Consider the following 16,485-nt stretch of genomic DNA (forward strand, 5'->3'; position numbering starts at 1 on the left):
CGCTTCACCTCCTACAAATATCGTAATATATGAACATTCGATCGGATACATGTTCAACATACTTCATCCTCGATTCGATTTTTCCGGCACACATAGACACAAGCAGGCGGAATATTGAATGCCACGAACTTAATTTTCTCCACATCAAAATATCGGCTCAGCTCCCGCTTCATTTGCAAAGAATACTGAAAGGCGATGAATTGCCCTCCCGGTCGGAGCGATTGGTAAATTTCTTCCATGAGCTGATGTCGAAGCAATGGACTGAAGTTGAAAAAAGGCAATCCGCTAATAATACAGTCATAAGCCCCCAAATTGTGGCGACGAGCTTCTGCTCGTAAACAGAGTGCGTCCTCAGCGACATGGAACTTGGGATACGCCTCTTGAAGTCGATCGCGCATTTCCTTGTCTTTCTCGAATAAAAATACGTTCACTGGATCAAGCGAGCATTTCTTCTGATACACGAGCTCAGCTAAATGTGCCGTAATCGCACCCGTTCCCGACCCTAACTCCCCCATGCAATGCACAGCTTCCCATTCCACTTCATTCAACATACGATGCGCCAGAAATTTAGAGCTTGGCGTAATACTCCCAATCTCCTTTGGGTTCACCATAAACTTTTGCAAAAATAACCACTTATCTTCAGCCCAATTCATCGCTAATCACTTCCTTTCTACGTAAGACCAAGTGTAGCGAACAAATCTGAAGTTCTGAGGGAGCAAAATCTAAAGAAATAGTGAAGACGTCTCTTCACGAAGAAAAAGCCGCTCCCGTACAACATCCCGAGCAGCGACTTTCTAGCAGACTTCCCTATTCCATTCCTGTTCTAACAGATACACGTTTTCTTCTTCATTCCGAGATTTCCACGTTCGGCGATTTTGTTCATATATTCCGTAGCGAGTGGAACCTTACAAGCCGTCTCGCCCATATCCACACGAACAGGACCGATGATCTCCGCAACGCGCATTGCTTCCTCATGAAGCTCTCTTACAGATGCACCTACTGAAATAACGAAGCTGTTCATCGTATACCGTACGCGATTCCGCTCCGTATGAATCGTCTCCCCAATGTGCTGGAGCAGCTGGCGAATCTCCCCTATGTCGAGCTGATCATCAGGCGTAATCATCACATAATTCGCATACGTACTCCAACCGCACGTTGCAATCATCTCTGAAGGAGATTTCATCCATTCCCATGCAAGCTCAAGCGCATAGGGACTCTCTGCAGCGATATTGGCAACCGTATATTCCGCAAGAGAATACCAATACGCGCCGTTCACCCACTGCTCTAGCATGTCCTTCGTCACAGTCTTTGGGTTCACTGTCAACCCTGCCAAATACATCGCATCCGTATTCCCCGTATCGTAGAGGGCTTTGGCCAATGCCTGATCCTTCTTCACGTCCTTGACAAGCTTCTTCATATCGCCAATACGAACACCAAACAGCGGTTCCTGCGCACCATGACGGATGAACGTCTTCTTCGTCTGCTCCGTGCCCATGGCTTCCAGCTTATCCATGACTTCTTCTAAAGTGAAGGCCATCTGCATCACAACTCCTATCCATTCGTAATTCCAACGCGCTTATGTGCCGAACCGCTGCCGATATCCGCATTTCCGGCACAATTCTTCGACGACTTCGCGGCGCGAGAATCCATCGACCATACGATTCGCTCGATCACTCTCAATAATCTCGGAGAAGTTCGTCTGGTTCACATTCCCAAGATTAATGACCCCTTCGCCATCCAAACAGCATGGAATGACCGTTCCATCGACGAGAATCCCGGCTTGATTACGAAGCCCGTGACAGAAGCCCGGCCCTTCGATTTCAGGCGCCCCGAGGCTTGGCCATTGGAATTCATGATCCATATTAATATAGACACGGTCTGCGATTTTCAACCCACTGCCGCGCTTGAACTGCTCTTCAATCCGATAATCCAGATTAAATTCTCGTTCAATGATCGACAGGATCTCACGGTTCCGGCTGCGCTCCAGATTCGTCTGGTTATCTTCATCGAGGTTCCATAATCGCAGCGAGAAAATAATGTTCGTCTTCTCCAACGCCTCTTTAACGAAATCGAGCACCATCTTCACATAGCCTTCTTTATCCGTTGAACCTTCGTGCCCATCGAAGCTATGCAGCGAGAAATTCATCTGACGCAGCGCCGGCTTGCCCAACAGCTTCTCCTTGTTCTTATGGAGCAGCGTTCCATTCGATGTAATGTTGACTTTAAACCCTTTCTCCGCGCTAATGTCGAGCAGTTCATCGACCTTCGGATGAAGGAGAGGTTCACCTTTGACATGAAAATAAATATATTCCGCGTGAGGCTTAATCTGATCCAGAATATTCGTGAACGCATCCACCTTGATGAAGTTCGCCTTACGACCTGTTTGCGGGCAGAAGGTGCATGCTAGATTGCATATACTTGTAATCTCTATATAAAATTTCTTAAACTTCTTCACGTGCCGATTCTCCGTTTCCAATGTTGACTTATCGATATCCATCCTTCCAATCATGACACAAATGAATTCATAAGATCAATAGTGAAAATATCGGCAGAAAAGTACCCCTTATATATAGATACTGAAATCCGCCCCGTATGGAGTAAAGTTACACTTCTGCGCAATACGCTGTGAGCTGATATTATCCCATGATGTACTATAAAGTGCTATTCGGCCTTCGGCATGAATCTGATGGCACCACCGGCGTACGACGAGAGCTGCGAGCCCTTGTCCACGATAAGCTTCAGCCGTATACAAACTTGCCTCCGACGCAGTATCCGAAGTTCTCGCGCTGCAACAGACCGAGACGGCTTGACCATTGACCACGTACCCTATGATCGGACTCTTGGTTTCGACGCCATCCTGTAAATCTGCAAAATGCATATCTAGCAAATAGAGGTTGTTTCCAGTTATGTGCACGACGTGTTCGAGCTCTTCTATTTCTTGTAGAAGATTCCCCGAATAAACATATGCTGGCCCCATCCAGATGCGCTGAATCGGTCGGTACTGTTCGATGGTACGGCATAGCAGTGAGATCGATACAGGATCATGGATGGAATCTTGTAACTCTTCGACGAGAGACTCCGGTGCCAACTCATGAAAATAAGCTTGAATACTGTCCCGTGTCTTCCCAATGAACAGCAACGGCGCACCGGAATCATCCCCCTCATTGATCCCTGTCAATCGCCCTTCCGTATTCAATCGATAGAGCGTTCTGGTCTGGATCTTCATTAGCTCTATATCCGAGAGCGTCCTCATCGCAAAATCTCTACCACCTTCGGCGGCGTATAAGGATAATCTATCTGCTGCTTCACTTCGTGCATGGCATTCGTTCCTGCGAACAATTCGATCATATACAGACCAAGGTCAATGGAGGTCGCAACCCCGCCGGCTGTTATGACATTGCCATCTCGAACAATGCGCTCCTGAACGACTTCGCAATATTCCGATAGTAGATCATACGCCCTAGGGTGGGTTGTTGCTTTTTTTCCATGCAGCACACCTGCCGCTCCCCAGAGTAATGAACCTGTGCACACCGAAACTTTATACTTCACATCCTGTGCTTCACGCAGCCAATTTACAAATGTCTCATCGTAGCGAAGCTTCCGCGTCCCCATCCCGCCAGGCACGAATACCATGTCGTAGTCTGCCAACGGGGGTCTTACGCGCTGAACTTTCACCGTCATACCGAGCTCGTCCGTAATCTCTTCAGTTAATCCGCAGATGTCCCACGATATCCCCTTCGAGGCTTCGAATTGATTCAAATTGTAGATCACGTCATAGAATCCAACAAAATCAAGAAAAGTTACGCCATCAAATAACACAAATGCGATTTTCATAATGCACCTGCACCTCTCCCTCTATCATTCAATTTAACATTTTATCCACGGTTTCCACCCAATGACCTGCCTGATCAGCAAGCAAGGTATGCCAACCTAAAGCGGATGCAGGAACCAAATTTTTCTGCTGGTCATCTACATAGAGGCTAGGTCCGATCGGATGCAGTTTCTCATGGGCAAGTTGATACATTCGTTGATCTGGCTTACAGTAGCCCACTTCGCTTGAGACGGTCATGTTTGTGATGTAGTGTCGAACAGGGGCAAGTAACGGAGTAATCCATTCACCGCGATGATTCGTGAGGAGGTGAAGATCAGCCGATCGACTCCATGCCGGAATACGTTCGATCGCAGGTAACGGCGTGAGGTGGTCATACAAGATACGTTCCACCTCTTGAGTGGTTGTAGCCGGTAGATGGGACGCCATCCATCCAAAGAATGCGGTTGCTGGAAGAGCTCCCGTCCATAATCGATGACGTAGTTCTTCTTTAAATAGACCATGCATCTCCGCCGCTGAACGATCCGTCGCGAAGGTCACCATCTCCTCCCAGAACGTTGGAGAAAAATTCGAAATAAGTACACCTGCGACATCGAAGATTAATTGTGGTCTATCCTGCATCGAGCAACTCCTTTTCCGATGGATTAGCCTGTCGTGATTCGGACATCAATGACACGATTCTGATCCAGATCGATCCGCAGCCAAGAATTATCGATGCTAAACGCACTTTGTTCTATACCAAGGCGATAGGTTAGTTGATTGGCTTGATCAGAATGCATTGAAACCGTAGGATTTCCCAGCAGCGCAATAACATCTTGCATCATCAAGCCTCTTAACTCGTGAGTATGTAATAAATCCGACACCATGCGAGCACGACTCTCAGGAGCATTCAACCACCGCTCTAAGTTAAAATGAGCATAATATTGATTGGATGCAAGTTGGACGAAGGTTATCAGCATAACGAGCAAGGCACTTCCACTTAACACACTTCTTCCCCAGCGTCGTCTGGACTCTATCCAACCCAAATAATGCCGCAAGAGAAAAAACCAGACGACGCCTGGCAGAATGACGACAGCGATAGATCCCCATGAAATCGTAATATCTAGCGCGCGGATCACGATGAATAGCAGAGCATACCCCGCTAAGTAGATGACAAAAGATATCCCTAAACAGATCGAAAATACTTTATGTTGAAAGTTCATTTGCGACCCTCTTTTCATCTATGAATGACTCCTTGCTAGAGTAGTCAGCTGGACCACATGATGTCATTTCAAATCTACCCGCCAAACAGAACATCCATGATCGTACCTAACTTCCCAGTCTTATGACCTGCAAGGACGTCAGGATCATAGATCTCCACAAATCCGCATTCCAGACAAGAGACAAATAGATAGTGATGATGCTGAATATCGAACATTTTACTTAATCCCGACCCTGTCATCGCGACTTCCTTCGTATTGCAAGCGGTACACTGACATTTAACACACGTGAACCGTTCTTCGATCATGTCTGCGATGCTTAATTCTTCGCATTCTTCTTCATCATCTGTCAGCATCGGATCGTGAAGCTCTTCAAAATCATCTTCTGAAATTTCATGCAGCTTCCGCTTGCAAGCAGGACATCTCCCGTGATGGATCGTGACTTCTTCATGACACCATGGACATTCGATCATCTGCTTCCCTACCTTCTCATACGATCAATTCACTTCAAATGCGATGCGGAAGATCCATCGCAAGCCGGATCATATCGCGACACGGAATGCCGTTCTCCTCAATCGGTTCATCATAATGGCGAACGAAGAAATCCACATCAACGCCTACAATCCGGAATCCGCATTTCTGATACAAATATAACTGCATCACACTCGAGTTCCCTGTACCTATCTCGATCGTCTTTGCTCCCAGTCGACTAGCCTCATGAATGGCCTGATGCACCAGCCTTGTCCCTATTCCCTGACCTTGGCTCTGCTCATCGACAGCGATATTCACTATCTCTACGGTCGCTGGACGCGTTGGCAGCAAGACGAATTCCCCGACAAGGCGATCTCCGAGGTACGCTAAGGTACAAAGTCCTCGGCTATAATACGCGTCTACCATTTCTTTGGATGGATCTGCCGATAATAATAAATCATATGGAATTGGATCAATGGAAGAATCGTATGTTCTTAAAGTTAGCTCCATGCTCCACACTCCTTTCATAACATGCAATAAACTGTTCTCCCTTCCACCTACCATTTTCGGGTGATATGCTAGGATTTGGAAGATCGTTTATTCCTAGTTTAACATAGATGGATCATGATTTTGATGCGGATCGTAGATAAATTTCGAGAGGAGTTATAATCATGCCCATTTTTATTGGCATCATTTTTCTTATCATCGGCATCCTCCGCTGGAAGTACCCTGCCATCGGTTGGCGGCCGAGAGAACGCTGGATGGTCAATCGCGATGACGAACCTAGCGATACCTATCTGTCTATCGCGAGGTATCTCAGCTTCATCATGATCCTCGCTGGCTCGATTTTCCTCCTCATCGGCATCCTCAGCATATTCTGAACAACAACGAAACCCCTGGACCGTTCGTCTAGGGGCTTCTGTATGAATCAGCGCAAATCCAGTGTAAAGATGCCAAATCCTTGATCATCCATCCTCCCCGTATCGTGAATACGTGTGTTGTCTTCCAAGTACTTCACCGCAGCTGGAGCGCTTCGAAACGTGATATTCACAGGTGCGTCAATCGGAGCAATTCGCCAGTTATGGTCCGCCCTCGGATCGAGATGGCGTTCCTGCATCAGATAGTCCATCAACACTTGCTTATTTTCCTCTGCCGAATCTATGACAACCTCTGCCTCCGCCAAGCCCGGGAAATTACCACCGCCATAGATGCGATAATTATTCGAGACGACAATAAATTCATCCTCCAGCCCGATCGGTTCGCCATTCACCTTCAAATTAATAATTCTACACGCATATACGTCACGGATCGTTCCGTCAGGATGGTATTTGGCAGGCTGAGTCACATCAATCTCATACGTGATGCCATCGATGATATCAAAGTTATAGACGGAGAATAACGGGTTGAGCAGCGGCTGCTCCTCAGGGTTCGAAGGGTCAATCTGATGATACGCACCTGCTGACATTTCCAGCCATTCACGAACGACCGCACCTGTGACCTTAACCGCCTTAAGCAGATTGTCGTACAAATACAGATCACTTGCGCTCTTAATCGCGATCGGGCCGGCATCGATATCGGTATATTCCGAAGGACCATTTCGCCCCGCCTTAAAGGGCGAACCAACGGATAGAATCGGCACATCCTTGTCCTGTGGACGATTGGCGGCGATATATCGCTTGGCATACCATGTCTGCGCATTCGTCACGATTTGAATGGAAGGATCGTCTTGCACAAAGGCAAAGTAACTATAAATAGGGCCACTCGACATGCCTATTGGCGCATTCGCATAATCAACAGTCGCTTGATGTGCAGCGGTGATTAGCTCGACTAGCTCAGCGTCGGGATCTACGAGCGGCTTCCCATCCTTGCGGTCAAAGATGGATCGGTTATGAGCACGCGAATCGATGACCGTCCACCTGCCGTCCGCACGAGCTAAGTCCAAATCGATCACGCCCAGCTCCGCACCGCCGTACCCAGATTGTACCGCGGCAACGCCATGTATCGTCCCTTTTTCCCAATTAATTGCCGGCAGCGGATTTCCTTGCGGGTCCTTGAATGACAGATCTAGTGACTGTAGATCTCGCGTCGGGAACACTTTGTGGGTATGGGAGAATGTAATCGCATCGATGCCTGGCACTTGACTCAGGGACAGCACCTTATTTTCAGCACCGACTGCACCTCGATCTGCACCATCAAAGCCGGTATGCGCCAATGCGACGACGACATCCGCGCCTTCCGCTCGCATGCGGGGCACGAATTTCTCCGCCGTCTGGACGATATCGTCTACCGTAACTTTCCCTTCCAAATTTGCTTTGTCCCACTCCATAATCTGTGGCGTGACGAGACCGAGTAGGCCGATGGTCAGCTCATGCTCCACGCCGAACTGATCTTTGCATGGTTTGTGCAATAAAATATAAGGTTGGAATTTATTCTTGCGCGCTTCGCCTTCGCCTACGTAAACGTTCGCATTTACATAGGGAAAATTAGCGTTTTCCATCACTTGTTCCAAATATTCAAGTCCATAATTAAACTCATGGTTGCCAAGCGTCGCGGCATCATATTTCATCGCGTTCATAACGGCATAGACGGGGTGCATTGCATGAAGATCCGCTGGTCTCGACTTAGCAAAATACGTACCTAGCGGGGTACCTTGAATCAAATCGCCGTTATCCACCAGCAGCGTATTGGCTACCTCTGCCCTAGCCTCATGAACTAGTGAAGCTGTCCGCACAAGGCCAATCTCTGAAGTCTGTACATCTCTGTAATAATCATAATCCATCAGATTGGCATGTACATCCGTTGTCTCCAATATTCGCAACGTAATTAGCGGTTCCCTGCGCATATTATCCATCGCCTACCTCATTCCCCTCTCTCTCACTTCATCCTTCCATGCTACTATCCATAACTATAGCTTGTTTTTGACGGGTTGTAATTTACATGAATTTCACATCTTACAGTCCGATAACATTCTTCTCCATTTTTCATATTCATTTTACACAAATACCCATCCCAGTTAACCCTTGGCTCTTTATTCCGTGTTACGCTCCTTAATGTCAGATGCTTCTATCTGATCGATTACTAGAATATATGAATTTTGGAGGGGAACTTGAACATGTTCAAAAAAGCAATGACAATCTGCATGACGATGATCCTGGCAACAGGCCTAGCCGCATGCGGATCCAAAAATGCAAGCAGCGAAACGACGGTGAACGCCGATTCCGCTAGTCCAGCAGCAAGCTCAGCTTATGTACCTAAAGAACTTAACGTCCAATTCGTCCCATCACAAAACGCGGATACACTCGAAGCGAAAACAAAGCCGCTGGAGAAATTGCTCGGCGACCGCCTAGGTATCCCAGTTCATGTCTCCGTATCACCAGACTACAATACCATCGTTGAGGCTATGGCTTCCAAGCAGGTTGACGTAGGATTCCTGCCGCCGAACGCCTATGTCCTAGCTCATGATAACAAGAAAGCCGTTGATTTGCTGCTCCAAGCACAGCGTTTTGGCGTAGATGATGCAACAGGCCAACCGACGACAGAGAAGGTTGATTTCTACAAAGCAATGATCGTCGTGATGAAAGACTCCCCGATTAAAACACTCGCAGATTTGAAAGGCAAAAAAATTGGTTGGCAGAACGTTACCTCTTCCGCCGGTTATGTGTTCCCAGCAGCGGAGTTGAAGCAAGCTGGTGTCGATCCGGACAAGGATGTGCAAGGCGTGACGATCAAAGGACATGATGCAGCGTTGATGGCGCTTCTTAATGGACAAGTCGATGCAGTCGCTAACTTCCAAGATGCGCGCAACACGGTCGCTGGCGATGTACCTGACGTATTCGAGAAGACGCGTGTGCTACATTTCACGGCCAAAATCCCGAACGATACAGTCAGCGTTCGCAACGATATGGATCAAAGCTGGAGAGACAAAATCAGCCAAGCGTTTATTGACATCACGAATGATACCGAAGGCGCTACAATCATCAAAGACATTTACACACATGTCGGTTATGTTAAAGGCGACGACAAGAACTTCGAACCTGTACGCGAGTACGCGAAAGCCGTGGGCCAAGAAATTAAGTAAGCGATCACGGGCAGCACCGTTCATGAATTCTCATGACGGTGTTGTTTCTATTTTCATTCTATAAATAGAGAGCGAGTGTTACAGATATGATTACTTTCGAGCAAGTATCCAAAACATATCCGAACGGGACAAAAGGACTTAACAATGTGAATTTAACCATCCACGAAGGCGAACTCGTCGTCATCGTCGGCTTGTCCGGCGCGGGGAAGTCAACGCTGCTGCGTTCCATCAACCGGCTAAACGACATTACGGCCGGAGAAATCAAAGTGAATGGCAAGTCCGTCACACGGGCGTCCGGTGGCGAACTACGCCGAATTCGCCGCGACATCGGCATGATCTTCCAGAGCTTCAATCTAGTCAAGCGATCCACCGTCCTGCGCAATGTGTTATCTGGGCGTGTGGGATATCATTCGACGTTCAAGACGATGTTCGGCATGTTCCCAAAAGAAGATGTAGACCTATCGCTGCACGCACTTGAACGTGTGAATATCCGCGAGAAAGCCTATATCCGTGCCGATCAATTATCGGGTGGTCAACAGCAACGGGTGTCCATCGCTCGCGCCTTGGCGCAGGAAGCTCGTATTATCCTTGCGGACGAGCCTGTCGCATCGCTGGACCCGCTAACCACACGCCAAGTGATGGACGACTTGCGACGGATTAATCAAGAGATGAACATCACGACCATCATCAATCTGCACTTTATTGACTTGGCGCGGGAATATGCGACACGTATTATAGGACTACGTGCTGGCGAAGTGGTCTTCGACGGTACGCCGGAGGAAGCGACAGATGAGGTATTCGCCGAGATCTACGGACGTCCGATCCTGCAGGATGAACTGCTGGGAGGCGTCTCATGAAGTCTTCGCTCACCCAGACGGCGCCGCAGCAGCCGCTGTCCAAGCCCCCGATCACCGATCGATATCGAAGAATCGCCACGTGGCTCATCTTTCTAGTCGTTCTTATCGTATGTTCCATTCAAACCAAGGTAACCCCCTATCAATTAATTGTGGGTTTGCCTCAGATGGGATCGCTCTTGCAGGAAATGTTCCCGCCGGATTGGAGCTACCTTCCGACCGTCTGGGGACCCATGATGGAGACCATCCAAATCGCGATCATGGGCACGACCCTTGGCGGATTGCTCGCGATCCCTGTCGCGCTATTGTGCGCGTACAACATCATGCCGAACCGCTGGGTATCGATTCCGGTACGAATGGTGCTTAACTTTGTACGAACAATTCCGGATCTGCTCTTCGCCGCCGTATTCGTCGCCATGTTCGGCATCGGCCCTTTCGCCGGGATGCTCGCCCTCGTCTTCTTCTCCTTCGGCATTATAGCGAAGCTGACGTACGAAGCGATCGAAGCGATCGACCCTGGACCGCTCGAAGCGATGACCGCCGTCGGCGCGAATCGGATGCAATTGATCATGTTCGGCGTCGTGCCGCAGGCCTTGCCCTATTTCGTCTCCTATTTCCTCTATACATTCGAGGTCAATATTCGAGCTGCAGCGGTGCTTGGGCTAGTAGGAGCCGGCGGGATTGGGCTGCTGCTCGACCGTGCACTTGGCTTATTCCGTTATGACCGCGCGTCCACCATTATTCTATTAACACTCGCGATCGTACTCGTCATCGATTACGGCAGTGCCATGATTCGGAGGAAATTGCTATGAAACCTGATGCTCTACAGAGACCCCTGAGCTCGCGCATTCGCTTCTGGGGCATTGCCGTACTGCTCCTTGTCGTCTATTATTGGGCCATTACAGGCATGCAATTCGATGGCATACAGCAGACAGCAGGAACGGTATCGAAATCGATTCTGACAGGTTTCCTGCATCCGGATTGGTCGTTCGTCTATATTCCCGAGGGGGAAGATCTGCTTCGAGGATTGCTGGATACGCTCGTCATCTCTATTCTAGGAACCGTCGTTGCAGCCGTTACCTGTATCCCCTTCGCCTTCTGGGCTTCCTCCAATATGAGTCGGCAATGGGCTGTCTCGGGCAGCGGAAAAGTCGTACTTAGCATTATTCGCGTCTTTCCGGAGATCATCGTAGCCATCCTGTTCATCAAAGCCGTCGGTCCCGGCTCTTTCGCCGGCGTACTCGCGCTCGGCATCCATTCGATCGGCATGCTCGCCAAGCTCTATGCCGAGACGATCGAGAACATTGATCCAGGACCTGAAGAAGCTCTGCTCGCTTGTGGCGCGAATCGCCTTCAAGTGCTCCGTTACGCTGTTCTGCCGCAAGTGATTCCGCAGTTTTTGTCGTATTCCATCTATCGCTTTGAGATCAACATTCGGTCTGCAACGACGCTGGGGCTGGTCGGTGCAGGCGGGATCGGAACGCCGCTTATTTTCGCGCTTCAAGTTCGCAACTGGAACCGGGTCGGCATCATTCTGCTAGGCATCATCCTCTTGATTATTCTGACCGACCTCATCTCGGGGTGGCTGCGCAAACGCATTATATAATCTGAATGCTATAAAGGGAGATCTCTTAAGAGATCTCCCTTCTGCATGTTCTATTTCGCCTGATGCTGTAGCAGTGCAATGATCAAGGTTACCGCTTCGGCTCTTGTCGCCGTTTGGTTCGGAGCGAACTTGTTGTCACCCGTACCCTTCACCAATCCTGCTTCAGCAACCGCCGCGATCGCAGACACGGCCCAAGTCGGCACGTCTTTCGCATCCGCGAAGGTTAGCTTCGCATTCGGATTCACCTGCAATCCTGATGCGCGAACGATCATCGCGGCCATCTCCGCACGGGTAATATGCTGATTTGGACGGAAGGATTGATCTGCATACCCCTTCACGATGCCCGCTTCCAGCGCAGACGCTACGAAAGATTGGGACCAAGCCGGAATCTGCTTCACATCCTTGAAGTTCAATGGGTAGTTCGAGCTGGATAATTGCAGTGCACGCGCGAGCAGCGTAATAAACTCCGCGCGATTGACCGATTGGTTCGGACGGAAGGTGCTATCTTCATAGCCTGTCACGAACCCTGCTTCCAGCGCCTTCTGAATCGTAGCTTCAGCCCAGTGACCGATGGTATCGCTCATCGATGCCGATGGCGTCGTGCCTGTGTGACCATTGCCGGTCTGACCTTTGCCGCCATTGCTCGTATCCGGCTTTGTCTCCGTTACGGGTGGCTTTGTCTCGCTTGGCGTGTTAGGTTTCGGTGACGTCGGATTCGGTCCTGGATTTTCTGGCTTCGGTCCAGGTGTCTCCGGTTTTGCCGACTTATTGATGCCAAATTGGTCAACGATGAACGGCTTCGCATCATTGATATTCTGATCGATTTCGTACGTGATGGCTGTGAGTTTATCGCCGTCAATCGTTACTTTCACGAAGTTCTGAACCTGGCTGCGCATCGGACGGGTATTATCACTTGGATCCGGACCGTATTTCGCCGCATGATTCTCTTCTGCTAATTCGAAGAGGTTATAGAATGTATCGCCGAGCTCTGGCTTCTTATTCTTGTAATACACTTTCGGACCTGCGGTTGCCGGAATCATATAGATCGTTCCATCCGGGCGAACTGTATATTCCAGTTTCTTGCCGTTTACGGTCTCTGTAATTTTCTCTGTTGCTGCTGCCGTGCCATCCTTCTTGATTGGCTTCGTGCGCGCATAGATGTGGTCATGGCCTTGCACCACGAAATCGATGCCAAGCTCAGCCATTAATGGAGCCACTTTTGTTCTTACGCCGTTTGCACCCATAATGTCCTTGTCCGTCGCATGATTGGACGTCGTATAAGGTCCTTTGTGGATATTCACGATGATCCACTTCTTGCCTGCCTTCTTTGCAGCTGAGACATCTTGCTTCAGCCAATCGATTTGCGCGGCCGAGAAATTCGCATAAGCGTCCGAATTTTCATTCGTGTTCAATATGATGAAGTGCGCGTTGCTGTAATCATAGGAATAATATGCGCCTGTCTTTGTATCGGACCCTGGCGCCTCTTGCAGGTTGAAGTGATCGATGAAAGCATAGTTCTTGTCTTCGTGGTTCCCTGCTGCCGGTACGATCGTGATATTGTTCAAGCTGGACTGGGAATGTCCTAATAACCAATTCCACTGCTCTTCCTTCGTTCCTGTATCCACGATATCGCCGTTATGGAGCACGAATTTTACATCCGGAACGGTCGCCATCGATTTCGCAAGCGTCTCGGCGGATAGAATCGCCTCATCTTCCGTCTTCGCTTGCGTATCCGCAAGATCGATGAACGTAAATGCACCATTCACAGGAGCCGTTTGGAACGTACCTACTTCACTCCAACTGTTCAATGCCGCATCACCTACGCGGAAGTAGTAGGACGTATTGGCCTTCAGACCCGTCGCTTCCGCTTTATGAACGCGTTCTGTACCCGAATTCGTCGAAACGTACGAACGTCCCTTGAATTCCGCTGCTAGCGCGAAATCTGGTGCTCCACCTTTGACCGATGCCGCTTCAATGACTTGCAGATCATTGCCTTCCGAGGCGAGCGGCGTATACCATGTGAAGCCTTTCGCTGTCGTCGGATCGCCTTTGAACGTGACGGTTACTTTACTTACAGGGACTTGAAGATTCGTGACGATCACCGGAGCCGAGTTCGTTCTGCCGCTCACGGCACGAATGACGAACTGATACGTCTTCTTCGCATCAAGACCATTTACCGTATACGTATAACTTGTTTTCTCCGCTTCATGTGGTACAACCACGTTCCAATTCGAAGAGATTTGATCGTTCTTCTCATAAATCCGGTAGCTCGTAACATTCGAGCCTTGCGGCGCATCCCATGTCAGTACCATGCTGCCGTCTTCCGTGGCTGTTAACTTCGCATTTTTCACCGGATTCGAAATTTCATCCGATTTCTGGATCGTGTACGTGTCATAGAGATCCGTCGATCCGCCTACCGTCGTTGTATAAGCTTCGAAAGATAACGTTTGATCGTTCACATTCACACCAGTGAACATTTGCTTGTTCGGTTGACCGTATTTCGCTGCGTATTCGAAGACTCCCTTCGGTTGATAGACTTTGTCTCCCGCCGCATTCGTCAAGAGATACAGTGTGCCTCTCGGATCCACTACTTTCCCTTGCGCATCTGGTTTCATATCCGTTAGCGGCTTATTGGCATACATCTGATAGCTTCTTGTGTACGTGTGGTCATGTCCACCCAGTACCATATCAATGCCAAGCTCGTCGAATACTTTGGTCAAGTTCTCGCGAATATATTTCACGTCGCTGTCTGAATTATGGTTCGCGACGGAATAAGGCGATTTATGCAGGAAGACAACCTTCCACTTCTTATCCGTCTTCGCCACTTCGCTGCGCAGCCATTGAACTTGCTTCTCATAGACATCTTTGTAGGATGCGTTGCTAGCGATATATTCCGTATTCAGCACCATGAAATGCGCTGGGCCGTAATCCACGCTGTATACCGAACCGGCAGGCGCTGCACCTGTATTGGACCGCTCCGGCAAATTGAAATGCGTTGTGAAATTGCTATAGTTTTTGCTCTCATGGTTCCCCACCACAGGGACCAAAGTGTAGTTCATGAGGACATTTTTCGCTTGATTGAAGAACCAAGACCACTGCTCTTCTAAATCCCCATTATCAACCAAATCCCCAGAATTCAAAATGAACTGGCTGTTCGGGAACGCACGCACACCTTCTTCCAGCGTGTGGTTCCAAATATCGAAATCCCCTTTGGATGTTCCTTGCGAATCTGTTGTGTAGAGGAACGTATAATTGCGGTTATCGACCGCTTCTGTCGTAAACGTTCCGATCTCACTCCAATTGTCGGCCTGTCCGTCTCCTGCACGGTAGGCATATTTCGTTCCAGGCTGCAAACCATCGGCAATGACTTTATGACTTGCGAAAAGCGTCGGTTTGTTGCTTGTTTTATCTGCTTTGGATATGTACACACTGGCCGTTACCGAAGCTCCCTCATATGTGCGAACGTCAACCGACGGGAACACATTCCCATTTACTTTCGAGGCTTCGACGACTTCCAATTTCGTTGCGGTCACCGCAGGATTCGTATACCAAGCAAAAGCACGGCTGGTCTGCGGATTGCCGTTGAACGTCATCGCGATCGATTCCGGCTTGCCTTGCACGCCTGGCAGCGGCGTATTCGGGTCTACCGGCGGGTAAGCCACTAACGACATATCCCAATACAGATCAGAGCTGCTGCCTCTGTTCTGATGAATTTCAGCAGCAAGAATATTTATGCCGTTGCGAAGTTTTCCCTTTACAGCTGATGTAAGATCCACGGTTGCGATATTCGGATCGCTTTTATTATTTGGGCTAGTCGTTAAATAGTCATGACCAATCTTGACACCTTCACGATAGATTTCTGCGCCGTTCAAATAAAGAACTACGCCGTCATCGTATCCGAACAGTCCTTCAATCTTACCGAAGCTCTCGATATTCGAAGCATCGAAGGTTGTACGGAAATAAGAGGTAATGTACTTACTCGACTTGCTCGAACCATAGTTAATAACAGTCTTTAACCCGCCGAATTCAGTCGTTTTTACGTCTGATCCATCATCTTTATACCCTAGCGGCGCAGACCCTGATGCCCATGTGGAATCATCATAGACATCCTGCCAGACCGATCCTTGATCGCCGCCTTGGTCATAATATTTCCATGTCGAATTGCCTGGCAATAAGATCATCGGCGTATTCGATGCGGCAAGTGCCGTCAGTGATGCGCCTTCCTCGGATTCCGCTCCATACGCTGGTCCCCCACCAACGATGATGCCTAGCATCAGGGTCAGGGAAAGTAGCATTGAAACTACCTTTTTGAACAAGATATTCATGTGTAATCTCCCTTACATGTATTATCTGTCGTTAACAGATAATCCCATCGTAACAAGGGTATGTTAGCCGACTGTTCGGACAACATGGACGTTCTGTAAATTATCATGATTATTTTCATGAAA

16 protein-coding genes are annotated in these 16,485 nt (G+C 48.8%); 5 read left to right on the forward strand and 11 right to left on the reverse strand.

The features are described from left to right. Positions 1-53: 53 nt before the first annotated feature. The 9 genes from GCU39_RS14220 to GCU39_RS14260 form a co-directional block, all read right to left on the reverse strand. A complete protein-coding gene (locus GCU39_RS14220; RefSeq protein WP_152394130.1) occupies positions 54-653 on the reverse strand; it encodes a class I SAM-dependent methyltransferase in 600 nt (199 codons plus the stop codon). A gap of 170 nt (positions 654-823) precedes the next feature. Then, positions 824-1,543, reverse strand: a complete 720-nt coding sequence (locus GCU39_RS14225) for a DNA alkylation repair protein (RefSeq protein ID WP_152394131.1) — start codon at positions 1,541-1,543, stop codon at positions 824-826. 33 nt (positions 1,544-1,576) lie between these two features. Continuing rightward, entirely contained in the window at positions 1,577-2,455 is an 879-nt protein-coding gene (locus tag GCU39_RS14230; protein ID WP_152394132.1) for a radical SAM/SPASM domain-containing protein, read from the reverse strand. Between the two features lie 108 nt (positions 2,456-2,563). After that, a complete protein-coding gene (locus GCU39_RS14235; protein ID WP_193726925.1) occupies positions 2,564-3,226 on the reverse strand; it encodes a GNAT family N-acetyltransferase in 663 nt (220 codons plus the stop codon). 23 nt (positions 3,227-3,249) lie between these two features. Further along, positions 3,250-3,834, reverse strand: a complete 585-nt coding sequence (locus GCU39_RS14240) for a DJ-1/PfpI family protein (protein ID WP_152394134.1) — start codon at positions 3,832-3,834, stop codon at positions 3,250-3,252. A gap of 28 nt (positions 3,835-3,862) precedes the next feature. Continuing rightward, a complete protein-coding gene (locus tag GCU39_RS14245) occupies positions 3,863-4,450 on the reverse strand; it encodes an HAD family hydrolase (RefSeq protein ID WP_152394135.1) in 588 nt (195 codons plus the stop codon). Between the two features lie 23 nt (positions 4,451-4,473). Then, positions 4,474-5,031 carry a hypothetical protein gene (locus GCU39_RS14250; RefSeq protein WP_152394136.1) on the reverse strand — a complete coding sequence of 186 codons (558 nt, stop codon included), beginning with the start codon at positions 5,029-5,031 and terminating at the stop codon, positions 4,474-4,476. A gap of 74 nt (positions 5,032-5,105) precedes the next feature. Further along, positions 5,106-5,501, reverse strand: a complete 396-nt coding sequence (locus tag GCU39_RS14255; RefSeq protein WP_152394137.1) for a zinc ribbon domain-containing protein — start codon at positions 5,499-5,501, stop codon at positions 5,106-5,108. A 34-nt stretch (positions 5,502-5,535) separates the two neighbouring features. Further along, positions 5,536-6,009 (reverse strand): GNAT family N-acetyltransferase, encoded by a 474-nt coding sequence (locus tag GCU39_RS14260; protein ID WP_152394138.1) that lies wholly within the window; start codon positions 6,007-6,009, stop codon positions 5,536-5,538. Between the two features lie 161 nt (positions 6,010-6,170). Here GCU39_RS14260 and GCU39_RS14265 point away from each other — a divergent pair, with 161 nt between their 5' ends. Next, positions 6,171-6,380 carry a DUF6199 family natural product biosynthesis protein gene (locus GCU39_RS14265; RefSeq protein WP_152394139.1) on the forward strand — a complete coding sequence of 70 codons (210 nt, stop codon included), beginning with the start codon at positions 6,171-6,173 and terminating at the stop codon, positions 6,378-6,380. Between the two features lie 47 nt (positions 6,381-6,427). Here the strand turns inward: GCU39_RS14265 and GCU39_RS14270 are convergent, their stop codons facing one another. Continuing rightward, on the reverse strand, positions 6,428-8,350 hold the full coding sequence (locus tag GCU39_RS14270) for a bifunctional 2',3'-cyclic-nucleotide 2'-phosphodiesterase/3'-nucleotidase (protein ID WP_152394140.1): 1,923 nt from the start codon (positions 8,348-8,350) through the stop codon (positions 6,428-6,430). A 261-nt stretch (positions 8,351-8,611) separates the two neighbouring features. Here GCU39_RS14270 and GCU39_RS14275 point away from each other — a divergent pair, with 261 nt between their 5' ends. The 4 genes from GCU39_RS14275 to phnE (GCU39_RS14290) all read left to right on the forward strand — a co-directional run bounded on the left by GCU39_RS14275 (position 8,612) and on the right by phnE (GCU39_RS14290) (position 12,037). After that, complete coding sequence (locus GCU39_RS14275) at positions 8,612-9,577, forward strand: phosphate/phosphite/phosphonate ABC transporter substrate-binding protein (RefSeq protein WP_152394141.1); 966 nt, start codon at positions 8,612-8,614, stop codon at positions 9,575-9,577. A gap of 86 nt (positions 9,578-9,663) precedes the next feature. Continuing rightward, entirely contained in the window at positions 9,664-10,434 is a 771-nt protein-coding gene (gene phnC, locus GCU39_RS14280; RefSeq protein WP_152394142.1) for a phosphonate ABC transporter ATP-binding protein, read from the forward strand. Next, positions 10,431-11,243: a phosphonate ABC transporter, permease protein PhnE gene (phnE, locus tag GCU39_RS14285; protein ID WP_152394143.1), complete on the forward strand. Its 813-nt coding sequence runs from the start codon at positions 10,431-10,433 to the stop codon at positions 11,241-11,243. The genes phnC and phnE (GCU39_RS14285) overlap by 4 nt, the downstream gene beginning before the upstream one ends. Continuing rightward, complete coding sequence (gene phnE, locus GCU39_RS14290) at positions 11,240-12,037, forward strand: phosphonate ABC transporter, permease protein PhnE (protein WP_152394144.1); 798 nt, start codon at positions 11,240-11,242, stop codon at positions 12,035-12,037. The genes phnE (GCU39_RS14285) and phnE (GCU39_RS14290) overlap by 4 nt, the downstream gene beginning before the upstream one ends. Positions 12,038-12,087: 50 nt before the next feature. Here the strand turns inward: phnE (GCU39_RS14290) and GCU39_RS14295 are convergent, their stop codons facing one another. Further along, the gene (locus GCU39_RS14295; RefSeq protein WP_193726926.1) at positions 12,088-16,311 is read right to left on the reverse strand and encodes an S-layer homology domain-containing protein; all 4,224 of its coding nucleotides are present in this window, start codon (positions 16,309-16,311) and stop codon (positions 12,088-12,090) included. Positions 16,312-16,485 lie beyond the last annotated feature (174 nt).

Origin of the sequence: Paenibacillus guangzhouensis (assembly GCF_009363075.1) — a bacterium.
Classification (GTDB): Bacteria; Bacillota; Bacilli; order Paenibacillales; family Paenibacillaceae; genus Paenibacillus_K; species Paenibacillus_K guangzhouensis.